24 protein-coding genes are annotated in these 21,245 nt (G+C 63.6%); 11 read left to right on the top strand and 13 right to left on the bottom strand.

Going from position 1 to position 21,245, the window contains the following annotated elements; translation table 11 throughout:
• The first annotated feature begins 87 nt into the window (after positions 1 to 87).
• The 11 genes from bchL (at position 88) to MVC20_RS13870 (ending at position 9,131) form a co-directional block, all read left to right on the top strand.
• Positions 88 to 984 (top strand): ferredoxin:protochlorophyllide reductase (ATP-dependent) iron-sulfur ATP-binding protein, encoded by an 897-nt coding sequence (gene bchL / locus MVC20_RS13920; protein WP_297542375.1) that lies wholly within the window; start codon positions 88 to 90, stop codon positions 982 to 984.
• Positions 984 to 1,706 carry a magnesium protoporphyrin IX methyltransferase gene (bchM, locus tag MVC20_RS13915; RefSeq protein ID WP_297542373.1) on the top strand — a complete coding sequence of 241 codons (723 nt, stop codon included), beginning with the start codon at positions 984 to 986 and terminating at the stop codon, positions 1,704 to 1,706. The genes bchL and bchM overlap by 1 nt, the downstream gene beginning before the upstream one ends.
• Positions 1,703 to 3,145 carry a PucC family protein gene (locus MVC20_RS13910; protein ID WP_297542371.1) on the top strand — a complete coding sequence of 481 codons (1,443 nt, stop codon included), beginning with the start codon at positions 1,703 to 1,705 and terminating at the stop codon, positions 3,143 to 3,145. Before bchM ends, MVC20_RS13910 begins: the two co-directional genes overlap by 4 nt.
• Positions 3,146 to 3,172: 27 nt before the next feature.
• Complete coding sequence (gene puhA / locus MVC20_RS13905; protein WP_297542369.1) at positions 3,173 to 3,946, top strand: photosynthetic reaction center subunit H; 774 nt, start codon at positions 3,173 to 3,175, stop codon at positions 3,944 to 3,946.
• 12 nt (positions 3,947 to 3,958) lie between these two features.
• Entirely contained in the window at positions 3,959 to 4,591 is a 633-nt protein-coding gene (puhB, locus tag MVC20_RS13900; protein WP_297542367.1) for a photosynthetic complex putative assembly protein PuhB, read from the top strand.
• 15 nt (positions 4,592 to 4,606) lie between these two features.
• A complete protein-coding gene (gene puhC / locus MVC20_RS13895) occupies positions 4,607 to 5,074 on the top strand; it encodes a photosynthetic complex assembly protein PuhC (RefSeq protein WP_297542365.1) in 468 nt (155 codons plus the stop codon).
• 15 nt (positions 5,075 to 5,089) lie between these two features.
• A complete protein-coding gene (locus MVC20_RS13890) occupies positions 5,090 to 5,386 on the top strand; it encodes a hypothetical protein (protein ID WP_297542363.1) in 297 nt (98 codons plus the stop codon).
• Positions 5,383 to 6,507 (top strand): magnesium-protoporphyrin IX monomethyl ester (oxidative) cyclase, encoded by a 1,125-nt coding sequence (gene acsF / locus MVC20_RS13885; protein WP_297542361.1) that lies wholly within the window; start codon positions 5,383 to 5,385, stop codon positions 6,505 to 6,507. The genes MVC20_RS13890 and acsF overlap by 4 nt, the downstream gene beginning before the upstream one ends.
• A gap of 63 nt (positions 6,508 to 6,570) precedes the next feature.
• Positions 6,571 to 7,383, top strand: coding sequence for a putative photosynthetic complex assembly protein PuhE (puhE, locus tag MVC20_RS13880; protein ID WP_297542359.1), 813 nt, complete (start codon positions 6,571 to 6,573; stop codon positions 7,381 to 7,383).
• Positions 7,373 to 8,587 (top strand): 5-aminolevulinate synthase, encoded by a 1,215-nt coding sequence (hemA, locus tag MVC20_RS13875; RefSeq protein ID WP_297542357.1) that lies wholly within the window; start codon positions 7,373 to 7,375, stop codon positions 8,585 to 8,587. Before puhE ends, hemA begins: the two co-directional genes overlap by 11 nt.
• 112 nt (positions 8,588 to 8,699) lie before the next feature.
• Positions 8,700 to 9,131 carry a c-type cytochrome gene (locus tag MVC20_RS13870; protein ID WP_297542355.1) on the top strand — a complete coding sequence of 144 codons (432 nt, stop codon included), beginning with the start codon at positions 8,700 to 8,702 and terminating at the stop codon, positions 9,129 to 9,131.
• A 2-nt stretch (positions 9,132 to 9,133) separates the two neighbouring features.
• On the opposite strand, the gene dxs is transcribed toward MVC20_RS13870, so the two are convergent.
• The 13 genes from dxs to MVC20_RS13805 form a co-directional block, all read right to left on the bottom strand.
• Positions 9,134 to 11,062: a 1-deoxy-D-xylulose-5-phosphate synthase gene (gene dxs / locus MVC20_RS13865; RefSeq protein WP_297542353.1), complete on the bottom strand. Its 1,929-nt coding sequence runs from the start codon at positions 11,060 to 11,062 to the stop codon at positions 9,134 to 9,136.
• A gap of 89 nt (positions 11,063 to 11,151) precedes the next feature.
• Complete coding sequence (pufC, locus tag MVC20_RS13860) at positions 11,152 to 12,246, bottom strand: photosynthetic reaction center cytochrome PufC (protein ID WP_297542351.1); 1,095 nt, start codon at positions 12,244 to 12,246, stop codon at positions 11,152 to 11,154.
• A 3-nt stretch (positions 12,247 to 12,249) separates the two neighbouring features.
• Positions 12,250 to 13,239, bottom strand: a complete 990-nt coding sequence (gene pufM, locus MVC20_RS13855) for a photosynthetic reaction center subunit M (RefSeq protein WP_297542350.1) — start codon at positions 13,237 to 13,239, stop codon at positions 12,250 to 12,252.
• 3 nt (positions 13,240 to 13,242) lie between these two features.
• On the bottom strand, positions 13,243 to 14,082 hold the full coding sequence (pufL, locus tag MVC20_RS13850; protein WP_037268979.1) for a photosynthetic reaction center subunit L: 840 nt from the start codon (positions 14,080 to 14,082) through the stop codon (positions 13,243 to 13,245).
• Positions 14,083 to 14,195: 113 nt separating this feature from the next.
• Positions 14,196 to 14,357 carry a light-harvesting antenna LH1, alpha subunit gene (gene pufA / locus MVC20_RS13845; RefSeq protein ID WP_008280385.1) on the bottom strand — a complete coding sequence of 54 codons (162 nt, stop codon included), beginning with the start codon at positions 14,355 to 14,357 and terminating at the stop codon, positions 14,196 to 14,198.
• Positions 14,358 to 14,372: 15 nt separating this feature from the next.
• Positions 14,373 to 14,522 (bottom strand): light-harvesting antenna LH1, beta subunit, encoded by a 150-nt coding sequence (gene pufB / locus MVC20_RS13840; RefSeq protein ID WP_009819267.1) that lies wholly within the window; start codon positions 14,520 to 14,522, stop codon positions 14,373 to 14,375.
• A gap of 126 nt (positions 14,523 to 14,648) precedes the next feature.
• Positions 14,649 to 14,876 (bottom strand): cytochrome PufQ, encoded by a 228-nt coding sequence (gene pufQ, locus MVC20_RS13835; RefSeq protein ID WP_297542346.1) that lies wholly within the window; start codon positions 14,874 to 14,876, stop codon positions 14,649 to 14,651.
• Between the two features lie 4 nt (positions 14,877 to 14,880).
• The gene (gene bchZ / locus MVC20_RS13830) at positions 14,881 to 16,356 is read right to left on the bottom strand and encodes a chlorophyllide a reductase subunit Z (RefSeq protein ID WP_297542344.1); all 1,476 of its coding nucleotides are present in this window, start codon (positions 16,354 to 16,356) and stop codon (positions 14,881 to 14,883) included.
• Positions 16,356 to 17,906 carry a chlorophyllide a reductase subunit Y gene (bchY, locus tag MVC20_RS13825; protein ID WP_297542342.1) on the bottom strand — a complete coding sequence of 517 codons (1,551 nt, stop codon included), beginning with the start codon at positions 17,904 to 17,906 and terminating at the stop codon, positions 16,356 to 16,358. Before bchY ends, bchZ begins: the two co-directional genes overlap by 1 nt.
• Entirely contained in the window at positions 17,903 to 18,061 is a 159-nt protein-coding gene (locus MVC20_RS13820; RefSeq protein WP_297542341.1) for a hypothetical protein, read from the bottom strand. Before MVC20_RS13820 ends, bchY begins: the two co-directional genes overlap by 4 nt.
• The gene (locus MVC20_RS13815; protein ID WP_297542339.1) at positions 18,054 to 19,058 is read right to left on the bottom strand and encodes a chlorophyllide a reductase iron protein subunit X; all 1,005 of its coding nucleotides are present in this window, start codon (positions 19,056 to 19,058) and stop codon (positions 18,054 to 18,056) included. Before MVC20_RS13815 ends, MVC20_RS13820 begins: the two co-directional genes overlap by 8 nt.
• Complete coding sequence (bchC, locus tag MVC20_RS13810) at positions 19,055 to 19,996, bottom strand: chlorophyll synthesis pathway protein BchC (protein WP_297542764.1); 942 nt, start codon at positions 19,994 to 19,996, stop codon at positions 19,055 to 19,057. The genes MVC20_RS13815 and bchC overlap by 4 nt, the downstream gene beginning before the upstream one ends.
• Positions 19,997 to 20,110: 114 nt before the next feature.
• Positions 20,111 to 21,244 (bottom strand): methyltransferase, encoded by a 1,134-nt coding sequence (locus MVC20_RS13805; protein WP_297542337.1) that lies wholly within the window; start codon positions 21,242 to 21,244, stop codon positions 20,111 to 20,113.
• Between the last annotated feature and the right edge of the window lies 1 nt (position 21,245).

Genomic DNA, 21,245 nt, shown 5'->3' with positions numbered 1-21,245 from the left:
CCGGAGTGGGGGCCAGCCCCCACACCCCCGAGGTATTTTTCGCCAGATGAAACACAAGATCACGGCACAAGCCGATTGGAGGACCATATGAGCCCGCGCGACGACATTCCCAACCTGAGGGGACAGGACGGCGAGGGATCGGTGCAAGTGCATCAGGACGCCGATATGAAGATCGAAGGCGCCAAGGTGTTCTCGGTCTATGGCAAGGGCGGCATCGGCAAATCGACCACCTCGTCCAACCTCTCGGCGGCCTTTGCCGCCATGGGCAAACGCGTGTTGCAGATCGGGTGTGATCCCAAGCATGACAGCACCTTTACCCTCACCGGCCAGTTGCAGCCGACGGTGATCGACATACTCAAGAGCGTGGATTTCCATGCCGAGGAGTTGCGCCCCGAGGATTTCGTGACCGAGGGCTGGGGCGGCGTGAAATGCGTCGAGGCCGGTGGCCCCCCTGCCGGGACCGGATGTGGCGGCTATGTGGTGGGCCAGACGGTCAAGCTCTTGAAACAGCATCATATGCTCGATGATGCCGATGTGGTGATCTTCGACGTGCTGGGCGACGTGGTCTGCGGTGGCTTTGCGGCACCTTTGCAGCACGCCGACCGCGCCCTGATCGTCACCGCCAATGATTTCGACAGCATTTATGCGATGAACCGGATCATCGCCGCCGTGCAGGCCAAATCCGCGAACTACAAGGTGCGGCTGGCGGGCTGCGTGGCCAATCGCTCGCGTGCGACCAACGAGGTCGACCGCTATTGCGATGTGGTGGGGTTCAACCGCATCGCCCATATGCCCGATATCGACGCCATCCGCCGCTCGCGCCTCAAGAAGAAAACTCTGTTCGAGATGGATCTGGATGACGAGGTGCAGATGGTACGCGACATCTACACGGGCCTTGCCCAGCATCTCTGGAACGGCACCGATCCCCTGGCCCCCTCACCGATGGAAGACCGAGACATCTTTGAACTGCTGGGGTTCGATTGATGCGGGATTTCGGCGCACCTCCGGCCCTTGGGGCACCGCAAGATGACTGGACGCAGACGCGCGACCGGGTCGAGACCTATTTCGACCGCACCGCGACCCAGGTCTGGGAACGGCTGACAAGCGATGCGCCGGTGTCGAAGATCCGCCAGACGGTGCGGCTCGGACGCGACCGGATGCGCGCGCAGATGCTGGCGCGGCTGCCGCAGGACATGCGCGGGCTTCGCGTTCTCGATGCGGGTTGCGGTGCCGGGCAGATGACGGCGGAACTGGCGGCGCGCGGCGCCGAGGTGATGGCGGTGGATATCTCCCCTGCCCTCATCGAGGTGGCGCGACGGCGCTTGCCGGACGCGCTCATGCCGCGGGTCAGCTTGCACGCCGGTGACATGCTCGACCCCGCCCTTGGGCGGTTTGATCACGTCCTCGCGATGGACAGCCTGATCTATTACACGGACGCGGACCTCGCGCGCGCGCTAGATGCGCTGGCGGCACGCACCACCGGCACGGTGATCTTTACCGTCGCCCCGCGCACCCCGCTTCTCATGGCGATGTGGCGCATGGGCAAGCTTTTCCCGCGCGCCGACCGCTCGCCCAGCATGGTGCCCCATTCCGCCAAACGGCTGCAACAGGCGCTGCGCTATGCCGGCAGCACCGCCAGCCTGCGCCCGCTGGGCCGCGTGACCTCCGGCTTTTACATCTCTCAGGCGATGGAGGTTCACAGATGAACACGCGCCGCCCCTCTCCGCTGATGGCGCTTACCACGCGCTGGCTGCCCTTTGCCGATGCGGCGAGCGAGGGTCTGCCGCTCGGGCAGCTTCTGCGCCTGTCGCTCTTTCAGGTGTCGGTGGGGATGGCGACGGTGCTCCTGCTGGGCACGCTGAACCGGGTGATGATCGTCGAGCTTTCGGTTCCGGCCCTTGTGGTTGCGGCCATGATCGCGCTGCCGGTGCTGATTGCGCCCTTCCGGGCGTTGATGGGGTTCCGGTCAGACACACACCGCTCGGCCCTGGGTTGGAAACGTATTCCCTATCTCTGGTTCGGCTCGCTCTGGCAGATGGGCGGCCTTGCGGTCATGCCCTTCGCGCTCCTGGTTCTTTCGGGCCAGCAAGAGGTGGGGCCGACCTGGGCGGGCGAGGTGCTGGCGGCACTGGCGTTCCTCATGACCGGCCTCGGCCTGCACATGACACAGACGGCCGGTCTTGCCCTCGCGAGCGACCGCGCCACGGATGAGACCCGCCCCCGGGTCGTGGCGCTGCTTTACGTCATGTTCCTCCTGGGCATGGCGATTTCGGCCATCGTCATTGGCTGGCTCTTGCGGGATTTCGCGCCCTTCACGCTGGTGCGCGTGGTTCAGGGGGCGGCGTTGGCAGGCATCCTGCTGAACCTTGTGGCCCTCTGGAAACAGGAAAAGCTCAACCCGATGAGCCGCGAAGAGCGTGCGGCCCCGCGCCCCGAATTCCGCGCGGCCTGGCAGGATCTGATGGCGGGGGGCACCGCAGGGCGCCTTCTGGCGGTGGTCTTTCTTGGCACCATGGCCTTCAACATGCAGGACGTGCTGCTCGAACCCTATGGCGGCGAGGTGCTGGGGCTGTCCGTGTCCTCCACCACGATGCTGACCTCGATCTGGGCGATTGGCGCTCTGCTGGGCTTTGGATTTGCAGGCCGCGCACTGTTGCGAGGGGCCAATACCTACCGCATGGCGGGCACCGGCCTCTTGATCGGGATCGCGGCCTTTTCGACCGTGATCTTTGCCGCGCCGATGCAGGCGCCTGCACTCTTTTTCGCCGGGGCGGGCCTGATTGGCCTGGGCGGCGGGCTTTTCGCGGTCTCGACCCTGACCGCCGCCATGACCCTTGCCGCAAGCGGCATGACCGGAAATGGCCTGGCGCTCGGGGCCTGGGGCGCGGCGCAAGCGACGGCGGCGGGTCTCTCGATTGCCATCGGCGGTGGTGTGCGCGACGTCGTCAATCATCTCGCCCTTTCGGGGCAGATGGGCGAGGCGCTGAGCACCCCCGCCACCGGCTATTCCGTCGTCTATCACGGGGAAATTGCCCTTTTGTTCATTACCCTTGCCGTGCTCGGCCCGCTGGTGCGGTTCAAGCAGTCCGGCAGCACAAGCCAATCCGGGGGCGGCCGTATCGGGCTGGCCGATTTCCCCACATGACCTGCGATCGCTCGAAAGGAGACTGACATGACCGAGCCGTTCTTTGGAAATTTTGATCTCGCAAGCCTCTCGCTCTGGCTGTTCTACGGGTTCTTTGCCCTGCTGATCTTTTACATCCAGCGCGAAAACATGCGCGAAGGCTATCCGCTCGAGGATGACGACGGCAGGCCGTCGGCCAACCAGGGGCTGTTCCCGCTGCCCGGCGACAAGACCTTCAAACTGCCGCATGGCCGGGGCGAATTGACCGTGCCCTCGGGGCAAAACCCGGACCGCAGCGATCTGGCGCTGGAAAAGACCGCCGCGGGCAATGGCTTTCCTTTCGCCCCCACCGGCGATCCGATGGCCGACGGGGTTGGCCCTGCGTCTTGGGCGCCGCGCCGCGATGTGCCGGAACTGGATGGCCATGGGCACCCCAAGATCGTGCCGATGGCCGCGACCGAGCACTTCGTGGTGGCCGCAGGGCGCGATCCACGCGGGCTGCCCGTTGTGGCGGGTGACGGCGAGATCGTGGGCAAGATCAGCGACATGTGGATCGACGAACCCGAGCAACTGGTCCGCTATCTGGAAATCGAACTGGCCGCGCCGCATGGCGAGGGCAAGCGTCTGGTGCCGATCACCTTTACCCGGATCAAGTCCGACCGCGTCAATGTCCGTTCGATCTTTGGCAAGCATTTCGGCGGCGTGCCGCAACATGCCTCACCGCGCCAAGTGACCCTGCTCGAAGAGGACAAGATCAGCGGCTATTACGGCGGTGGCACCCTTTATGCCAGCGACGCCCGGCAAGAGCCGCAGCTGGGATAAGGAGCCAGGACAATGAGCCACGACGATTTTGCCGTTGAGCCCGTAAGGGGCCTGCCCGAAACTCCGCCCGAGGGCGAGCGTATTCTCTGGCAGGGGGCCCCCAACTGGTGGCGGTTGAGTGTCGAGGCGCTCAGCCTGCCGTGGGTGGCGGGCTATTTCGTCGTGCTCGCGGTCTGGCGGTTCATCACCATGATGGACCAGATGCCGCTCATCACGGCCTTTGCCGCCGCCCTGCCGCTCGTGATCATGGGCGGGGTGGTCTGCCTCATGCTCATGCTGGTGGGCTATGTTCAGGCGCGCGCCACGGTCTACACGATCACCAACCGCCGCGTGGCCATGCGCATCGGGGCGGCACTGACCGTCACGCTCAACCTGCCCTACACGCAGGTCGGGCGCGCCGACCTCAAGCTGGGCAAGGGCGGCACCGGCACCATCGCGCTCGACCTGATGGGCGACACCCGGCTCAGCTACCTTGTGTGCTGGCCGCATGTGCGCCCCTGGGTCATGCGCCGCACCCAGCCTGCGCTGCGCTGCATCCCCGAGGCCGCCAAGGTTGCGCATCTGTTGGCCGAAGCGGCGGAAACCCGTGTTGCCACGCCCAAGATCGCCCGCACCGCGCCGCAGCGCGCCATCGCGGCCGAGTGAACAGGAGCGGATAAGATGACCGATACAAGCGCCCCCCGATACAAGGCCCCGCCAGACCGCGATCTCGTGCCGCGCGTGATGATCCGCGCGATGCTGGGGCTGGTGCTGGCGGTACTGGCGCTGGTCACTTATGCGCGCCTCACCGATGCCCCGCTGGTTGCCACCCCGCCCGAGAGCGAGATCGTGCTGGAACGTCATGTGTTCCTGAGCGGCACCATGGGGGGCGCGGCCACGATCCTTGATGCCAATGGCACCCTGATTGCAAGTCTCTCACCAGAGGAGGGTGGCTTTGTCGCCGGCGTGTCCCGCGTTCTCGACCGCGAGCGCGCCAAGCATGGCGTGGCCCTAACCGGCCCCGTGACGATCATTGCCCGCAAGGATGGCCGCCTCTCGGTCTACGACCCCTCGACCGGATGGGGCGCGGATCTGATGGGCTTTGGCCAGACCAATGCGATGGCCTTCACCAAACTTTTGACCCGCTAGGAAAGGATCACCACCATGGGACTTCTGACACGCGAATTTGAACGCGCCCCCTGCACGGTCGAAATCAGCCACTGTTTCGAGAGCCTGCACGCCCATGTGCGCTTCAACAACGGCACCACCGTCTATCCCGGCGACAGCGTCAAGGTTCACGGCCCCGAGATCATGGCCCCCTACGGCATGGTCGTGCGCGAAGACCGCGAAGCCACGATCATCCGCGCGAGCGCGCTGGAACGCCTCTGGACCCGCCTGACGGGGGATTTCGAGGTGATGGAACTCTGTGAATTCTCCTTCTCCGATGAGGTGACGCTATGAATATCGCCGTCAAACATTCCGCCGACGCCACCACCGTCGAAGAGGGGCTCGCCATACAGGAGGCGAATGCCAAATTCGACAGCAAGGCCGCCACCGACCTCGCGATGCAGAACACCCTGCTCACGCCGCGCTTTTACACCACCGATTTCGACGAATTGGATGCCATCGACGTCTCTTCGGTGCGCGAGGACTGGGACAAGCTCATCGCGCAGATGGAGGCGGACCCCAACAAGGGCCATTTCAAGAAGAACGAAGATTGGGATCATGTCGATTGGGAGGGGATGGAGCCAAAACTCAAGAAAGAGTTCATCGACTTTCTCGTCTCCTCCTGCACGGCGGAATTCTCGGGATGCGTCCTCTACAAGGAGATGAAACGGCGCGGCAACAACAAGGACATCACCCAGCTCTTTCAGCTTATGGCACGCGACGAGGCGCGGCATGCGGGATTTATCAACGACGCGCTGCGCGAAGCGGGCGTGGCTGTGAACCTCGGGTTCCTGACCCAGCAAAAGAAATACACCTATTTCCGGCCCAAGTTCATCTACTACGCCACTTACCTCAGCGAGAAGATCGGCTATGCGCGTTATATCACGATTTTCCGCCATCTCGAGGCGCATCCCGAACATCGCTTTCACCCGATCTTCAAATGGTTCCAGGAATGGTGCAACGACGAGTTCAGCCATGGCGAAGCCTTTGCGCTTCTGATGAAGACCGACCCCAAGCTGACCTCTGGCAAGAATGTCCTCTGGATCAAGTTCTTCCTGACCGCCGTTTACGCCACGATGTATGTGCGCGACCACCAACGCCCCGCGTTCCACAACGCGCTGGGCGTCGATCCGGATTGGTATGCGCATGAGGTCTTTACCAAGACCAGCGCGCTCAGCCGCCAGATTTTCCCGATCACCCTCGACATCGACCACCCGCGCTGGCAAGCCGGGCTGGTGCGACTGCAAAAGGCAAATGCCGACCTCGCAGAGGCCCGCGCCGAGGGTGGCGTGACCGGGCGCTTGCGGTCGCTGGGCGCACAGATGCGCGCGGCGGCGGCCTTTGTCGGGCTCTACACCATTCCGGCGAAAAAGCACGCCCTGCCCGTCTCGACCCGGATGGAACCGGCCTATTGACCCAAGTGGGGGGCCAGCCTCCCACACCCCCCGAGGTATTTGAGGCCAGATGAAAGGACAGACGTGAGTAGCCCCTGGATCGCAGCGTTGATGGCGGTTTTTCTCTGGTGGTTCGCCACCGGGGCCATCCTGCTCGTCGTGCGCCTCTGCGAGCGGCGGGGGGCGGCGGCACGACGCCGGGCCGTGCTGATGGCGCTGCCGGTGCTGGCGCTTGGCATCTGGGGCTATGAGGCCACCTTGGGACAGACAGGAACCGGCGCGGCCTGTGGCGCGTTCCTGGCGGCACTGGCGATCTGGGGCTGGATCGAGCTCAGCTTTCTCACGGGGGCCATCACCGGCCCCAACCAGCGCCCCTGCCCCGCGCATGTCGTCGGATGGGAACGGTTCATCCGCGCCTGGGGCACGATTGCCTACCATGAAATGCTGCTGACCGGCGTGCTGATCCTGCTCTGGCTCTATGCAGCCGAGGCGGTCAACACCGTAGGGCTCTGGACCTTCAGCGTGCTCTATTTTGCCCGCATCAGCGCCAAGCTGAACCTCTATTTCGGCGTGCCCAAGATCAACACCGAATTCCTGCCCGCGCAATTGGCGCATCTCGCGAGCCATTTCCGCGTGGCCCCGGTGGGCTGGTTCTTTCCGGTTTCGGTCTCGGCGCTCAGCTTTGCCGTCGCCTGCTGGCTCGAGCGGCTGTGGTCCGCGCCGACGCCCGGCGCGGCGGTTGGCTTTGCCCTGCTGGCGGCGATCACGGCGCTGGCGCTTCTCGAACACTGGTTGATGGTGCTGCCATTGCCGGATGCAAAACTCTGGCGCTGGATGCTGCCCGCGCCCAAACCAACACCTGAAAAATCAAGACCGGAGGGACATCATGGATTTTGATGCCATGTTCACCGCACAGCTGGATGCGCTGAAAAAGGAAGGCAACTATCGCATTTTCGCGGAACTGGAGCGGCAATGCGGCGCCTTTCCCAAGGCGAGGAGCCATGATGCGCAGACCCCCGAAGAAGTCACGGTCTGGTGTTCCAACGACTACCTCGGCATGGGTCAGCATCCCGCCGTCCGGCAAGCGATGAAAGACGCGATCGACGCCTGCGGCACGGGTGCGGGCGGCACGCGCAACATTTCCGGCACCGCCCATCACCATCTGGTGCTGGAGCGGGAGCTGGCCGATCTGCATGGCAAGGAGTCGGCGCTGCTCTTTACCTCTGGTTATGTCTCGAACTGGGCCGCTCTCTCGACCCTCGGCGCGCGCCTGCCCGATGCGGTGATCCTCTCGGACGAGTTGAACCACGCCAGCATGATCGAAGGCATCCGCCACAGCCGCGCGAAAAAGGTGATCTGGCGGCATAACGACCCCGAGGACCTGGACCGCAAGCTGAGCGTCCTGCCCGCCAACGCCCCCAAGATCGTGGCCTTTGAGAGCGTCTACTCGATGGATGGCGACATCAGCCCGATGGAAGAGATCGTCGAAGTGGCCGAAAAGCACGGTGCCATGACCTATCTCGACGAGGTGCATGCCGTGGGCCTCTACGGGCCACGCGGCGGTGGCGTGTCAGAAGAACGCGGCCTGGCGGATCGCATCACCCTGATCGAGGGCACATTGGGCAAGGCCTATGGCTGCATGGGCGGCTATGTCACCGGCTCTGCCGCGATGTGCGATTTCATCCGCTCATTTGCCAGTGGCTTCATCTTTACCACCGCCCTGCCCCCGGCAGTGGCCGCGGCGGCAACGGCCAGCATCCGGCATCTCAAGACGTCACAGGACGAGCGGCAGGCACAGCGGGCACAGGTGGCGCGGCTGCGGTCGCTTCTGGACCGCGCCGGCATCCCGCACATGGCAAACGACAGCCACATCATCCCGGTGATGATCAAGGACCCGGTCAAATGCCGGATGCTGGCCGATATCCTCATGCGCGACTATGGCATCTATGTGCAGCCCATCAACTATCCGACGGTACCCAAAGGCACGGAGCGCCTGCGCTTCACCCCCGGCCCGCTGCATTCGGACGCCGATCTCGACCATCTGGTGCGGGCGCTGACCGTTTTGTGGAAGCAATGCGCGCTCGCGCATGCGGTTGCGTAATCATACCGGCACACGGGCGGTGACAACCACGTGATCCGCCCGTCACCCTGATTGACCGAACCTCAAGACCACCCACCTAATACAGGGGAAGTGGAGGCGAGGAGGTATAACGATGTTCAACCGATGCGCGATCCTGATGCTTGGGCTTGCGAGCCTCGGGGCACCGGCACAGGCGGCCGATGCCAAGCGCGGCGAAATGATCTTCAAGGATTGCCGTGCCTGTCATTCGATCATTGATGAGACCGAAACGCCGGTCGTTCGGGGCGGGCGCACCGGCCCCAATCTCTATGGCGTGATCGGGCGGCACGCGGGCAGCGTGCCGGGCTTCAACTATTCCACCTCAATGGTTGCAGCCGGAAAATCCGGCCTGCGCTGGAACGAAGAGGATTTCGTGGTCTACGTTCGCGATGCCACGGCCTATCTGCGCAACTACCTCGATGACCCGCAGGCGCGCGGCAAGATGGCCTATCAACTGCGCGATGTGCAGAAGGCACACGATGTCTGGGCCTATCTCCAGACCGTGACGCGGCCACCTGCGCAGTAGCCTCAGAGGATCTGACGCAACGGGACCACTTCGGCCCGCCCGGCCAGGGCGGCACGTATCGCAAAGGCAATATCCGTGGCTGAGAGACCGGCATCGGCATACATATCCGCAGGCTCTGCCTGATCTATGAAACGGTCCGGCAGACAGAGCGTGCGCAGGATCAGCCCCTTGTCAAAGGCACCACGCCGGGCCAGCTCGTGCAGGACGATGCTACCAAAGCCCCCCATCGCCCCCTGCTCAACGGTGATCAAGGCCCGGTGATGGCTGACCAACTGCATCAAGAGATCGGTATCGAGCGGCTTGGCAAAGCGGGCATCGGCCACGGTCACAGTGATCCCGTCATCCGCCACCATATCGGCCGCGACCTGACATTCAAAAAGATGCGCGCCAAAGCTGAGGACCGCCACATCCGAGCCCTCCTCGATCACACGCCCCTTGCCGATGGCCAGAGGCTTGCCCCGTTCCGGCAGGGCAACGCCGGTGCCAGACCCGCGCGGATAGCGGAACGCGATTGGGCCTGCATCATGGGCGGCGGCGGTGGCGACCATATGGACAAGCTCCGCTTCATCGGCAGCGGCCATCACGGTCATCCCCGGCAGATTTCCAAGATAGCCGATGTCGAAGGCCCCCGCATGGGTGGCCCCATCGGCCCCCACCAGCCCCGCGCGGTCGATGGCAAAGCGTACCGGCAAACCCTGCAGCGCCACGTCATGCACCACCTGATCATAGGCACGTTGCAGGAAGGTGGAATAGATCGCGCAAAACGGTTTGAGGCCACTCGCCGCCATCCCGGCGGCAAAGGTCACGGCATGCTGTTCAGCAATGCCCACATCGAACACCCGCGCCGGAAAGCGTTCGGCCATCCTGGTCAGCCCGGTGCCATCGGGCATCGCGGCGGTCACGGCAACAATGCGATCATCGCGCGCGGCCTCGGTGACAAGGGCCTGACCGAAAACGCCGGTATAGGATGGCGCGCCGGGCTTGGATTTGGCCTGTGCGCCGGTGGCGGGGTCGAATTTCGACACACCATGCCCCTTGTCCGCCGCCCCCTCGGCCGGGGCATAGCCCTTGCCCTTGACCGTGCAGACATGGATCAGAACCGGCCCCGTGGCCCGGGTGCGCGCGGCACGCAGCACCGAGAGAAGCTGCCCCATGTCATGCCCGTCGATGGGGCCGACATACTGAAATCCCAGTTCCTCAAACAGCGTGCCAGAGCCTGTCAGCCCCGTCACCAGTTGCCGCGCGCGCTTGGCACTCTCGCGCAGCGGCGTGGGCAGCGCGGCCTCGAACCCTTCGGCAAGGGAGGCCATGCGCGCCAGAGGCTCGCTCGCATACATGCGGCTGAGATAAGACGACATCGCCCCCACGGGAGGTGCGATGCTCATTTCATTGTCGTTGAGAATGACGAAAAGCCGCCGCCCCTCGGCCCCGGCGTTGTTCAGCGCCTCATAGGCCATGCCCGCACTGATCGAACCGTCTCCGATCACGGCAATCGCATCGCCGGTCGCCTGCCCCATGTCCCGCCCCACGGCAAAGCCAAGCGCGGCACTGATCGAAGTCGAGGAATGGGCGGCACCAAAGGGGTCGTAGATCGACTCGCTGCGCTTGGTAAAGCCCGAGAGCCCATCCTTTTGCCGCAGGGTGCGGATACGGTCGCGGCGACCCGTCAAAATCTTGTGGGGATAGCATTGGTGGCCCACGTCCCAGATCAGCTTGTCCATCGGCGTGCTGAACACCGCGTGAATGGCCACCGTCAACTCGACCACGCCGAGGGATGAGCCCAGATGCCCGCCGGTTTCCGACACGGCGGAAATCACTTCGGCGCGCAATTCATCGGCCAGGGCGGCCAATTGCCGATCCGGCATCTGGCGCAGGTCAGACGGGCCGGCAATGCGGTCCAGAAGCGGTGTGTTGGGTCTGGTGTGGGTCATGGCGGCCTCCTCCCCGGTGGCGCTGATGCCACCCGCACGAGGGGCGGCATGGGGGCATCGGGGGCGCCTCAGGACGCCCCCATGCCTGGTCAGTTGCTGTAATCCGGCGTGCCGCTGGTGGTGGCCAGTTCCGGCCAGTCGCCGATCACATTGGTGCCTTGCAGGGGCTGCTGATAGCCCTTGTGGCAGGTCTTGCAGGCGGCCTTGGGCGCGTCGGCATAGACCGGCCCCAGCCGGTTCTCGGGCAAGAGACCTTCGAGCGGTACGAGATAGGTGTTGTTCAACTCCAGCACCATTTCGATACCCAGGATCTCCGTGCCCCACTGCGGTGTGACCTGCGCCCCGTCATAAAAGGCGCGGGAATTGTGACAGAACACACAGTTCACCCCGAGCGAATTCGCCACATAGTTCATCAGCGAATAGGTCCGTTCGGCCTGCTGAATGCCCGGATACCCGTCCGTGCCCGGCACGCCCGCCACACGGGATTCGAGATCATGCACCTTGATGCTCTCGCCATCGAGCAGGTATTTCTCGAGCGCATCCGAAGGCAGCGAGGTGTATTGCGACTGCACTGTCACCCGGTTCTGATTGGCCGACCAGCCTTCGACGGACTCGTTGACCGGGCTGATCTTGAACCAGATATCCGAGGGCACCGGCTGACCACGGTGACAGGTGTAACAGGTTACACCCACCTCCTTGTTGGCATTGACGTGGCCCGACCATTCCTCGTTGAGGTTCTGGGTCATGCCGATCATCACATGGCCAACAGCGGTCTGGTAATTGTCCGGGCTCTCGAAGAGATCGGGAATCCCGGTCCAGACACGCATCGCCGCCAACAGCCGATCGTAGTTCTCGACCGTCAGCCCCTCAAGCCCTGGCGGCACGTTTTCACGTGCCTCGCCGGCGGTCTGCTCGCCGCCCCGCGGCACCACCGGTGCCGAGGTCGAGGCAAGGAAGCTCTCGATCGACGGATCGGGCTTGGCCAGATCCAGCTTGAACTCGGGCACCGACATGCCCGTGCCGCGCGGGCCGGTCTGGAGGCTCTCGGTGGCATAGGGCTGGCCCCATGTCACCAGAAGAGCCGCGACAAAGACCGCGCCGCCCACTGCGCTGATGGCGACCGCCGGACCAAAGACATTGGTCGGGTTGTCACGGTTCCATTTGTCAAACCATTTGGGAAACATGGCTCACTCTCCTTTTCCGATGAAGGCCTCGTACGAGCCATAAGCCTCGTAGCCGTAAGACCCGTCATACATCGGCGCGAAATTGTGCTCTTGCGCCCAGATGAACCAGTTGTCCACGACCGTGCCGGTGAGCAGGATGCCGATACCACCCGTGATCGGGGTGAGAACCGCAAACCACCAGGCCCAGCGGTGAATCCCCTCCATCGTCGCATTGAACCCCATGGTCCAGCGCCAGAAGAGGGCGGCGCGCTCGGACGCCGTGCCGCGATCCACGATCTGTTCCAACTCGCGGTCGCCGCCAAAGCGGGTCACAGCCAGAATGGTCGCCCCGTGCATCGCAAAGAGCAGCACCGAACCATAAAGGAACACGATCGAAAGACAGTGGAACGGGTTGTAGTAGAGGTTGCCGTAGCGGATCGAGAAGGCCGTGGTCCAGTCAAGATGCGGGAAGATACCGTAGGGCACCGCCTCGGACCAGGACCCCATCAGGATCGGCCGGAAGAGGCCCAGCACCAGAAAGAGCCAGATGGCAGAGGCAAAGGCCCAGGCGACATGCTTGCCCATCTTGTGGCTTGCGGCCAGCTGATAGGTCCGCAGCCACCACGCACAGACCGCCACCAAGAGAAAGAACGAGGCGATGATATACCAGCCACCATCATTGAGCGGCGGCATCGACAGCCCATGCTCCGGTCCCGGCGGCTCCAGCGACAGCCAGAAGAGTTGCCGCAGGAACTCGGGCAAGGACCAGCCCACCTGCGCCAGCATGTTGAGACCGACGATAAAGAACCACATGAAACCGCTGATCATGCTGACCACACCCAGCATGCCGAGGTTGATCGGTCCGATCTGCGCGTTGCCAAGCCAGCCGACGAGGGTAGAGAAGAAGGGCTTGCCGGCGCGTTCGGACATCAGCCGCCCGCCGGTGTCGTCCATGCCCATCTCGGGCGTGCCCTGCACCTGCACCTGGGTGAAAATGTTCTGATATTCAATCATGGTTCACATCCCTACCTGAGAGGGCCAGATCGGCAGGTCGAGCCACCAGTTCCACCACTCGGGCCAGCCCTTGGTCCAGACCGGGCCGGAAATGATGATACAGACCGCCGAAAAGAAAACCGCATTGATCGCCAGAAGGAATCCGACGCGGTGGATGCCCAGCGTGCCCACCGAATAGCCAATGAAGTCGCGAAAGAAGGTATCCTCGTGATCGGGCGTCTTCATTTCTTCGCCCTTCTCGGGGTTGGCCGCCGACAGGATCAGGCCGCCATGCAGTGCCAGAGCAAAGGTGGTGGTAAAAAACAGCGTCACCGCCAGCATATGCGCCGGATTGTAATGGAAGTGCAGATAGGCGTAGCCGGTGTTCGAGACCCAATCGAGGTGACTGAAGATCCCGTAGGGAAACCCGTGCCCCCAGGCCCCCATCAGCAGCGGGCGAAAGATCACCAGCGTCATGTAGGCCAGGATCGCGAAGCTGAAGGCAAAGGGCACATGATAGCCCATCCCCAGTTTGCGACAGATTTCCACCTCGCGCAGCGCCCAGCTGATAAAGGCCCCGGTGGCGCAGAAGGTGATGATTTGCCACAATCCCCCCTCCATCAGCGGTGCCAGGCCCAGACCGTAACTCAGGTCGGGCGGCGCGATGTTGATGAGCCATGGGTTGAACGTCCCTTGCTGCGACGCTCCCCAGAAAATCAGGATCGTGCCAAGGGCTGCGAAAAATGCGGTCGTGACCCCGAAGAAGCCGACATAGAAGGGCCCGACCCAAAAATCGAACAGATCGCCGCCAATCAGCGTTCCTCCGCGGACACGGTACTTTCTTTCAAAACTGAGCAAAGCCATCTCGTGGTCCCCGCGCTGTCCGGCCGTCGCGGGTGCCCGCTCAGCCGTTTCGTTTCGTTAGGTAGCCGCGGGCGGCGTTGTCCCCGCCCGCAGCGATCATTGGGGCAGTGAAATCACTGACCATACTTGGCAGCGGCGATTTCAAACCAGTTGAAACCGTCGGTGCTGAGCAGCACGAGATGGATCATCGCGGCCAGAAGAAACAGGAACGCGCCCTGCGCCACGAAAACGCGGCGGGGGTCGAAGATGAGCCAGATCTTGTAGAACTTTGCCATGTCTTACCCCTTTCCTCAGAACCACGGGAACCAGATGAAGGTTGCGATATGTGCAACCACTGCAATCGCCGTGAACAGCCAAAGGCCGCTCATATAGACGGAATGCAGCTCTTGAGCCTGCTCGTCTGTGAGACCTGTGAACGACAGATCAGATTTATCAGCCATGAACTTTCCTCCGGAACGTTATGCTGACGTCGCGTACCCCGCGACCGGGTCCTTCGAGGCCGGCATGGCCCCGCAGGGTTCTGTCCGCCCCAACGTGGGACAGGCAGCTCGTGATCCCGGCCCTTGTCAGGCCGAGAAAATCAGTGGCGTCGTGCGATCCGCCTCGGCCCAGGCACGCGCCAGGGGGCCACGCAGATCGAGCGTGCGATACTGCGCCACCTCGCGCATCCAGCGCAGTGTGGCGACAGGCAGGGCCAACGCAAAAATCAGAGCAAAATAGAGCTGAAATTCCAGACCACGGCGCCGCGCCTGTCGGCTGCGCGCGCGGGGCGGGTTTGATGTCATGTCAGTCATCGTCTCAGTCCTCCTCTCGAACTGGAACCCCGGTCATACGGGGGGAAATCGCTTGAACGGTTTGCAGCACGACCCGTTCATCGCCCTGCCGCAGCGCCGCATCCTCGGCGGCGTCGCGCAAAGTCTTGGCCGCAGAAATCCGCGTCAGCACCGGATGTTCCGCAACGATCCGCTCCAACTCTCGGGCGGCGTCGGCATCCCACGGAAAATCCCGGCGCAAGGGGGTGGGCGTCGCATGGGTCGCGTCCATCTCGGTCGCCAGGGGCAGGATGTGAAAGAGCGCATCAAAGAGCCCGTTGCACACCTCCTGCAAGAGCCATGTCGCCCCCGCATAGCCCATCACCGGCGTCCCCGTGGCGCGCCGGATGGCCGCCCCCGGAAAGCTCATGGGCAGAAACACCGGCTGCGGCCCAAATCCCGCGCGCGTCTCGGCGAGATAGATCTTCTCGTTGATCGACCCCATCAGGATCAGCGGGCGCTTGGTATGCACGAGGCTGCGCACCTCTTCGTTATTGGTCTTGCGACCCGCACAGCGCGCCACCGCAAAGGCGCAGGGCAGGCCAAGATCGCCCTCGAGGTAATGCCGGATACCGCGCGCATAGGTCTCATTCGCCACGATCCCGAAATTCGCCGTGGCAAAGAAATCCTGAGTCACCGACCGCCACAGATCCCACACCGGTTTGAGCGTCGAGTGCTTCTCGCGTGCGATGAACGGTTCGGGGTCGAGGCCCAGCATCTCGCCCAGCTTGCGCAGGAACAACGTCGTGCTCTCGACCCCGATGGGCGCCTGCAGATAGGGCTTGCCCAGAACCTCGGCCAAACCGCGACCGAATTCGCGATACATCACGATATTGGCGTCGGCATTGACCAGATTGCGCATCTCGGCCAGGTGCGCCCCGAGCGGCATCACCATATTGACCTCGGCCCCGATCCCCTCGACCAGACGTCGGATCTCGTGCAGGTCCGACGGCATGTTGAACGTGCCATACATCGGCCCAAGGATATTGACGCGCGGCGCGCTGCCTTCTTCGCGCGGCTTTTCGGGGGGCATCCGCCCCTTGGTCATGCCGAATTCCGTGAAGATCCACGTCATCGCCCGGTCCGCCGACTGCCATTGATCCTCGTCAATGGTGCGCGGCAAAAAGCGTTGAATATTTGTGCCTTGCGGCGTCACACCACCGCCGATCATCTCGGCAATCGAGCCGGTCACAACCACCGCAGGCAGTGCGGGGTCCAGCGTGCCCCAGGCGCGCTTCATCGCCTCTTCGGTGCCCGATCCCATTTCACTCTCGCCCAGCCCCGTCACCACGATGGGCAACTCATGGGGCGGCAGCGCGTCGGTGTAATGCAGCACCGATGTCACCGGCAGGTTCTCACAGCCGACCGGCCCGTCGATCACCACCTGCAATCCCTTGACCGCGCAAAAGGCGTAGACCGCCCCCCAATATCCGCCCGCGCGATCATGATCCTGAATGAGCATCAGATCATCTCCTGCGCTTTGGCGGCCCGCGCCTGCTTGTCGAGCTTCTTCTGATGCTGCGCGCGAAAATCAGGGCGCAGATTTGGGCTGCCTTCCCAGATGCCCGCCGTGTCGCCCTCGCCCACCCCGGCGAAGAACTCGCGCATACTGTCCATCCGGGCCTTGTTGCCCATGGCGGCATTGACCACCTCGGCAAGGCTCCCCGCCCCCGCCGGGCCCATCAAGGGCCGAGCAGAGATGAGGTTGGTGAAATAGAGCGAAGGGATGCCCTTGGACTTGGCCTTTTGCACCACAGGCGTGGTGCCTATGGCGAGATCGGGATTGACCGCCTCCATAGCCGCGCAGTCGTCTTCGAGCGATGCGCGGAACTTGACCTTGACACCCTTGGACGACAGCCAGTCTGCATCCGCCGCCGACCACGGGGTTTTCGGACAGGCGGTGCCGACATAGGGCACATTGGCCCCGCTCTCGATCAAGAGACGCGCCACCAAAAGCTCGCTGCCTTCATAGCCCGACAGCGTGATCGTGCCCTTGATCGGCGCATTCGCCAGCGCGCCCTTGATAGCGGGCAAAAACGCATTCTGCGCAGCGGCCACCCGGTCTGCGGACAGACCAAAGGCATCGCCGATCCCGACAAGCCAGTCGGCGGTGCCGTCATGGCCCACAGGGGCCGACCCCACGACGGGGCGGCCTGCGGCCTCGAACTCGCGGATTGCAGCGGTATAGAAGGGATGGATCGCTGCCACCGCCCCGCAATCGAGCGCGGCATAAAGCTCGCGCCACTCGCGGCAGGGCACAACCGGACCAGCAGCAAGGCCCATGGGGGCCAGCATCGCGCCGATCATCATCGGGTCCGCCGGAAACATCTCGCCCAGCATGGTCACGGTGGGGCGATCAGACTTGCCGCCCGCAGGGGCCGCAACCGGGCCCGCCATCACTTCCTTGCGGGCGTAGTTCAGCATCGCTCCGGCCAGCACATCCTTGGCCTCGGCATGGGTGGGAATACCGAACCCGGGTACGTCGATGCCCACGATCCGCACCCCGTTGATTTCGGAGGGCAGCAGGCGCAGCGGTACACCGCTCGCGGTCGGCACGCAGAGGTTGGTCACGACAATGGCGTCGAACCGGTCCGGGTCCGCCATCTCATGCACGCTCTCGCGAATGTCCTCAAAGAGTTTGCCGGTCACAAGCGTTTCGGAACTGAACGGCACATAGCCCACCGAACGGCGCGCCCCGTAGAAATGCGATACAAAAGTCAGGCCATAGACGCAGCAGGCAGACCCCGAGAGCACCGTCGCCACGCGCTTCATCCGCAGGCCCACGCGCAAGGATCCAAAGGCCGGGCACATGCTCTGCGGCTGGTCATGCGGCCCCTTGGGATAATCGCGGGCGTATTGGTCGAGCAATTCGGATTGCCCGGCCATGCGCGCGGCCTTTTCCATCTCGCTACCGGAGTGGCAACCACCGGCCATATCGGGCGCGGTATCAACAGCGGGGCCAGTGATCACGCGGGCCTCTGCGGCCCCGTCATATGTGACCTCATCGCTCATGACACCCGCCTTTGGGGGGATGCGCGCTCATCTCGGTCCGACATTGCGCCTGCGTCCCGAATATCGTCGAGAAGCCGGCGCACCTGTTCGGGCCGCGCCCGCGCCAAAAGCCGCTGCACCTCGACCAATGTCTCGTGGCGGGGTTCATCACGCATCGTCATAAACCACCTCCAACGAGGCCTTGGGCGCCGCGTATTTGCCGCGCATGTCCGCGTCCGTGGCCGGCTCCAGCACGATGTCGCCGCCCGTGTCCTTGCTATCGAAAAGCCCGAGCAGCCCATCCTGATCGAGCGGATTGGGCCGCACCGGAGGCGCCACAGACACCGCCTCTGCCAATTGCGCGAAGAGATCTCCCCATTGGCTCGCCGCTGTGCCGACAATCTGGTAATTGGCGGATTTCTTGCGCAGGTCGTCATCCTGCGGGATGGCGGCCAGAATGGGAATGTTGACCGATTTGGCAAAGGCCTGCGCCTCGCCGGAATGGTCATCCTTGTTCACGACCAGACCCGCGACGCCCACATTGCCGCCCAGCTTGCGGAAATACTCGACCGCAGAACACACGTTGTTGGCCACATAGAGCGATTGCAGGTCGTTCGAGGCCACCAGAATGACCTTTTGCGCCATGTCCCGCGCAATCGGCAGGCCAAAGCCGCCACACACCACATCGCCGAGAAAATCCAGCAGGACATAGTCGAAATCCCAATCGTGAAACCCGAGCTTTTCCAACAGCTCGAAGCCGTGGATGATCCCGCGACCGCCACAGCCCCGGCCCACTTCCGGCCCGCCCAGTTCCATCGCAAAGACGCCACCGCGCTTGAAACACACATCCCCGATCTTGACCGGCTCACCGGCGAGGTTCTTCTTGGTCGATGTCTCGATGATCGTGGGGCACGCCTTGCCGCCGAAAAGCAGGCTCGTGGTGTCGGATTTGGGATCGCATCCGATGAGCAGCACACGCTTGCCCATCTCTGCCATCATGTGGCTCAGATTTGCCAGCGTGAAAGATTTGCCGATACCGCCCTTGCCGTAGATCGCGATGATCTGCGTCGTGGACTTGGGTTCGCCCTGAGGAATTTCGAGCGTCGGCTCTTGCTGCGCCTCGTCACGCAGCCGGCGGTCGAACTCCTTGAGATTCGGCACGTCGTCCTTCATGCTGCGTCCTTCCAGTTGAGTATCATTTTCAGGCAATCAGGATCGCTGAATGCGGTCCGATAGGCCTGCGGCGCGGTCTTGGCGGATGCCTGATGCGTGATCAGGCCGCCCAGGCTGAGCGCGCCCGATTCCACCAGCGCGCGGGTCGCGGTCAGGTCGTCATGGACCCATTCCGCCGCTACGCGCAGCCGCGCCTCCTTCATGAACGCCATGGGAAAGGCAAAGCTGAGCGCCTGCGGATAGAACCCCGCCAGCACCACTTCGCCGCCCTTGGCCAGACGGCCAATCAGCGTGTTCAGGATCGCGGGATCGCCCGAAGCATCGTAAATCGCGTGGTAATCGCGGCGCGTGTCATTGTCGGGATGGATCACCGGATAGCCCTGCGCGCCCATGCTGCGCCCGGCTTGCGTTTCCCAGACGGTTGGCGCCGGAGCACCCGCCGCAAGCGTCAGTCGCGCCAGCAACCGGCCCAAAACGCCATGCCCCACGATGAGATCGGGCACGGCCTTGTCCAGCCCCGCCATCGCGTGTCGCGCCGTCGCCGCCAAGGCCAAGAGCGCGCCTTCGGCCCCGAAACCTGCATCAATGCGACAGACGCGTGACGCCTTGGTCACAAGCCGTGCCGAGGCCCCGCCAAAGAGGCCAAAGGCCCCTTCGTAGCAATCCGCACCGGGCACGAACACATGATCGCCCGGCTTGTATCCTGTGCCGGCTCCGGCCTCGACCACCTCGCCAGCGGCCTCGTAACCGGGCACCAGCGGATAACCCATACCGGGAAACGGCGGCATCTGCCCCGACCAGAACAGCTTTTCGGTGCCCGTGGAAATGCCCGAATGGGCGACATCGACCACCAAATCCCCCACCCCCGGCGCCTTGAGCGTCAGACTGTCAACCGAGAGGTCCTCTGGTCCCCTGAGATGAACGGCGCGGGTTTCGATGGCGGCCTCCTGTCCGTTGTCTGACGGTGTCAGATTCTGGATTCCCCTTACCTGTAAGTGTAGCGGGACAGGCTAATGTGTCAATCTTTCTTTACACTGTCAGACTTATTTTCGTCACGCACCCTTTACACAGCTCAGCGCGCTGGTAACGAAGGGGCGCGGGCTGTGCGGGATGCGGACATTGGTAAACCCCGCCCCGCGGCACATCTCGGCAATGCGCGCCGCAGAGCGTGCGCGCCCCGTGCCCATCGCCATGGTATAAAAGGCAAAATAGACGTCGCCCGCGCGTTCGGGGCGTGCGCCCCCGGCCATCGGCTCTGCCACGACCAGCCGCCCACCGGCGGGCAAGGCGGTATGGACCTTGGCCAAAAGCGCCGTCACCGTGGCGTCGTCATGGTCGTATAGCACCCGGATGAGCGAAACCGTATCGGCCCCCTCCGGCAACGGATCACTCCGGAAAGAGCCCGGAGATAGCGTCAACCGCGCATTCAACCCCGCCTCCGACAACCGCAGTCGAGCCGAAGGGATCACCTCGGGCAGATCGAACAGCGTCAAGCGAACATCCGGATAGCGCTCCGCAACCGCCGATAAAAACGCACCGCTGCCCCCTCCGATGTCCAGCAGATGCCGCGTCTCCCTGAACGACACCATCCGCAACACATCCTGCGCCACCAATCCCTGCGATTGCGCCATGAGATCCGAGTAGCGGCGCGCCACTTCCGGCTCCATTTCGGTCGCCGCGCCAAAGACATAGGGCCAGAACCGCGCCAGTTCGGTTTCCTGCTCACCGCGCAAGAGCGCCACGGGATCGGCCATGTCGGCGTAAAAGGCGCGGTGATGCCGGATCATCGCCTCCAACCCAGGCACGCCCAGAATTGCCGCCCCCTTGCGCGCCAGCGCAAAGCGCCCATCGCGCCGCCGGCGCAGCAGGCCAAGCGCCGCCCCCGCCTGAAGCAAAATCGCCATGCGATCCTCGGCCAGACCAACCCGCCGGGCCAGGACCGCAGGGGCCTCCGGCCCGTCGATCAAGTGATGCAAGAGACCAAGCTCAACCAGCGCAGCGAGCACCTGTGACTGCACAAACCCTTGGACTATATCGAAAATCTCGGCCCCATCGCGCCGCGCAATGCCGCGCGTCAGGGGAAAGCCGCTGGCCCATCGCTGAAACCGTGGATTGGCAATCAACCGCGTCAGCCAGCCACCGCGCGATCGCGACGGGTGCTCGGGCAGATCGCCCGCCACGGCCATG

The organism is Roseovarius sp. (genome assembly GCF_027019125.1).
Lineage (GTDB): Bacteria > Pseudomonadota > Alphaproteobacteria > Rhodobacterales > Rhodobacteraceae > Roseovarius.
This window is presented reverse-complemented; position numbering and strand designations above follow the sequence as displayed.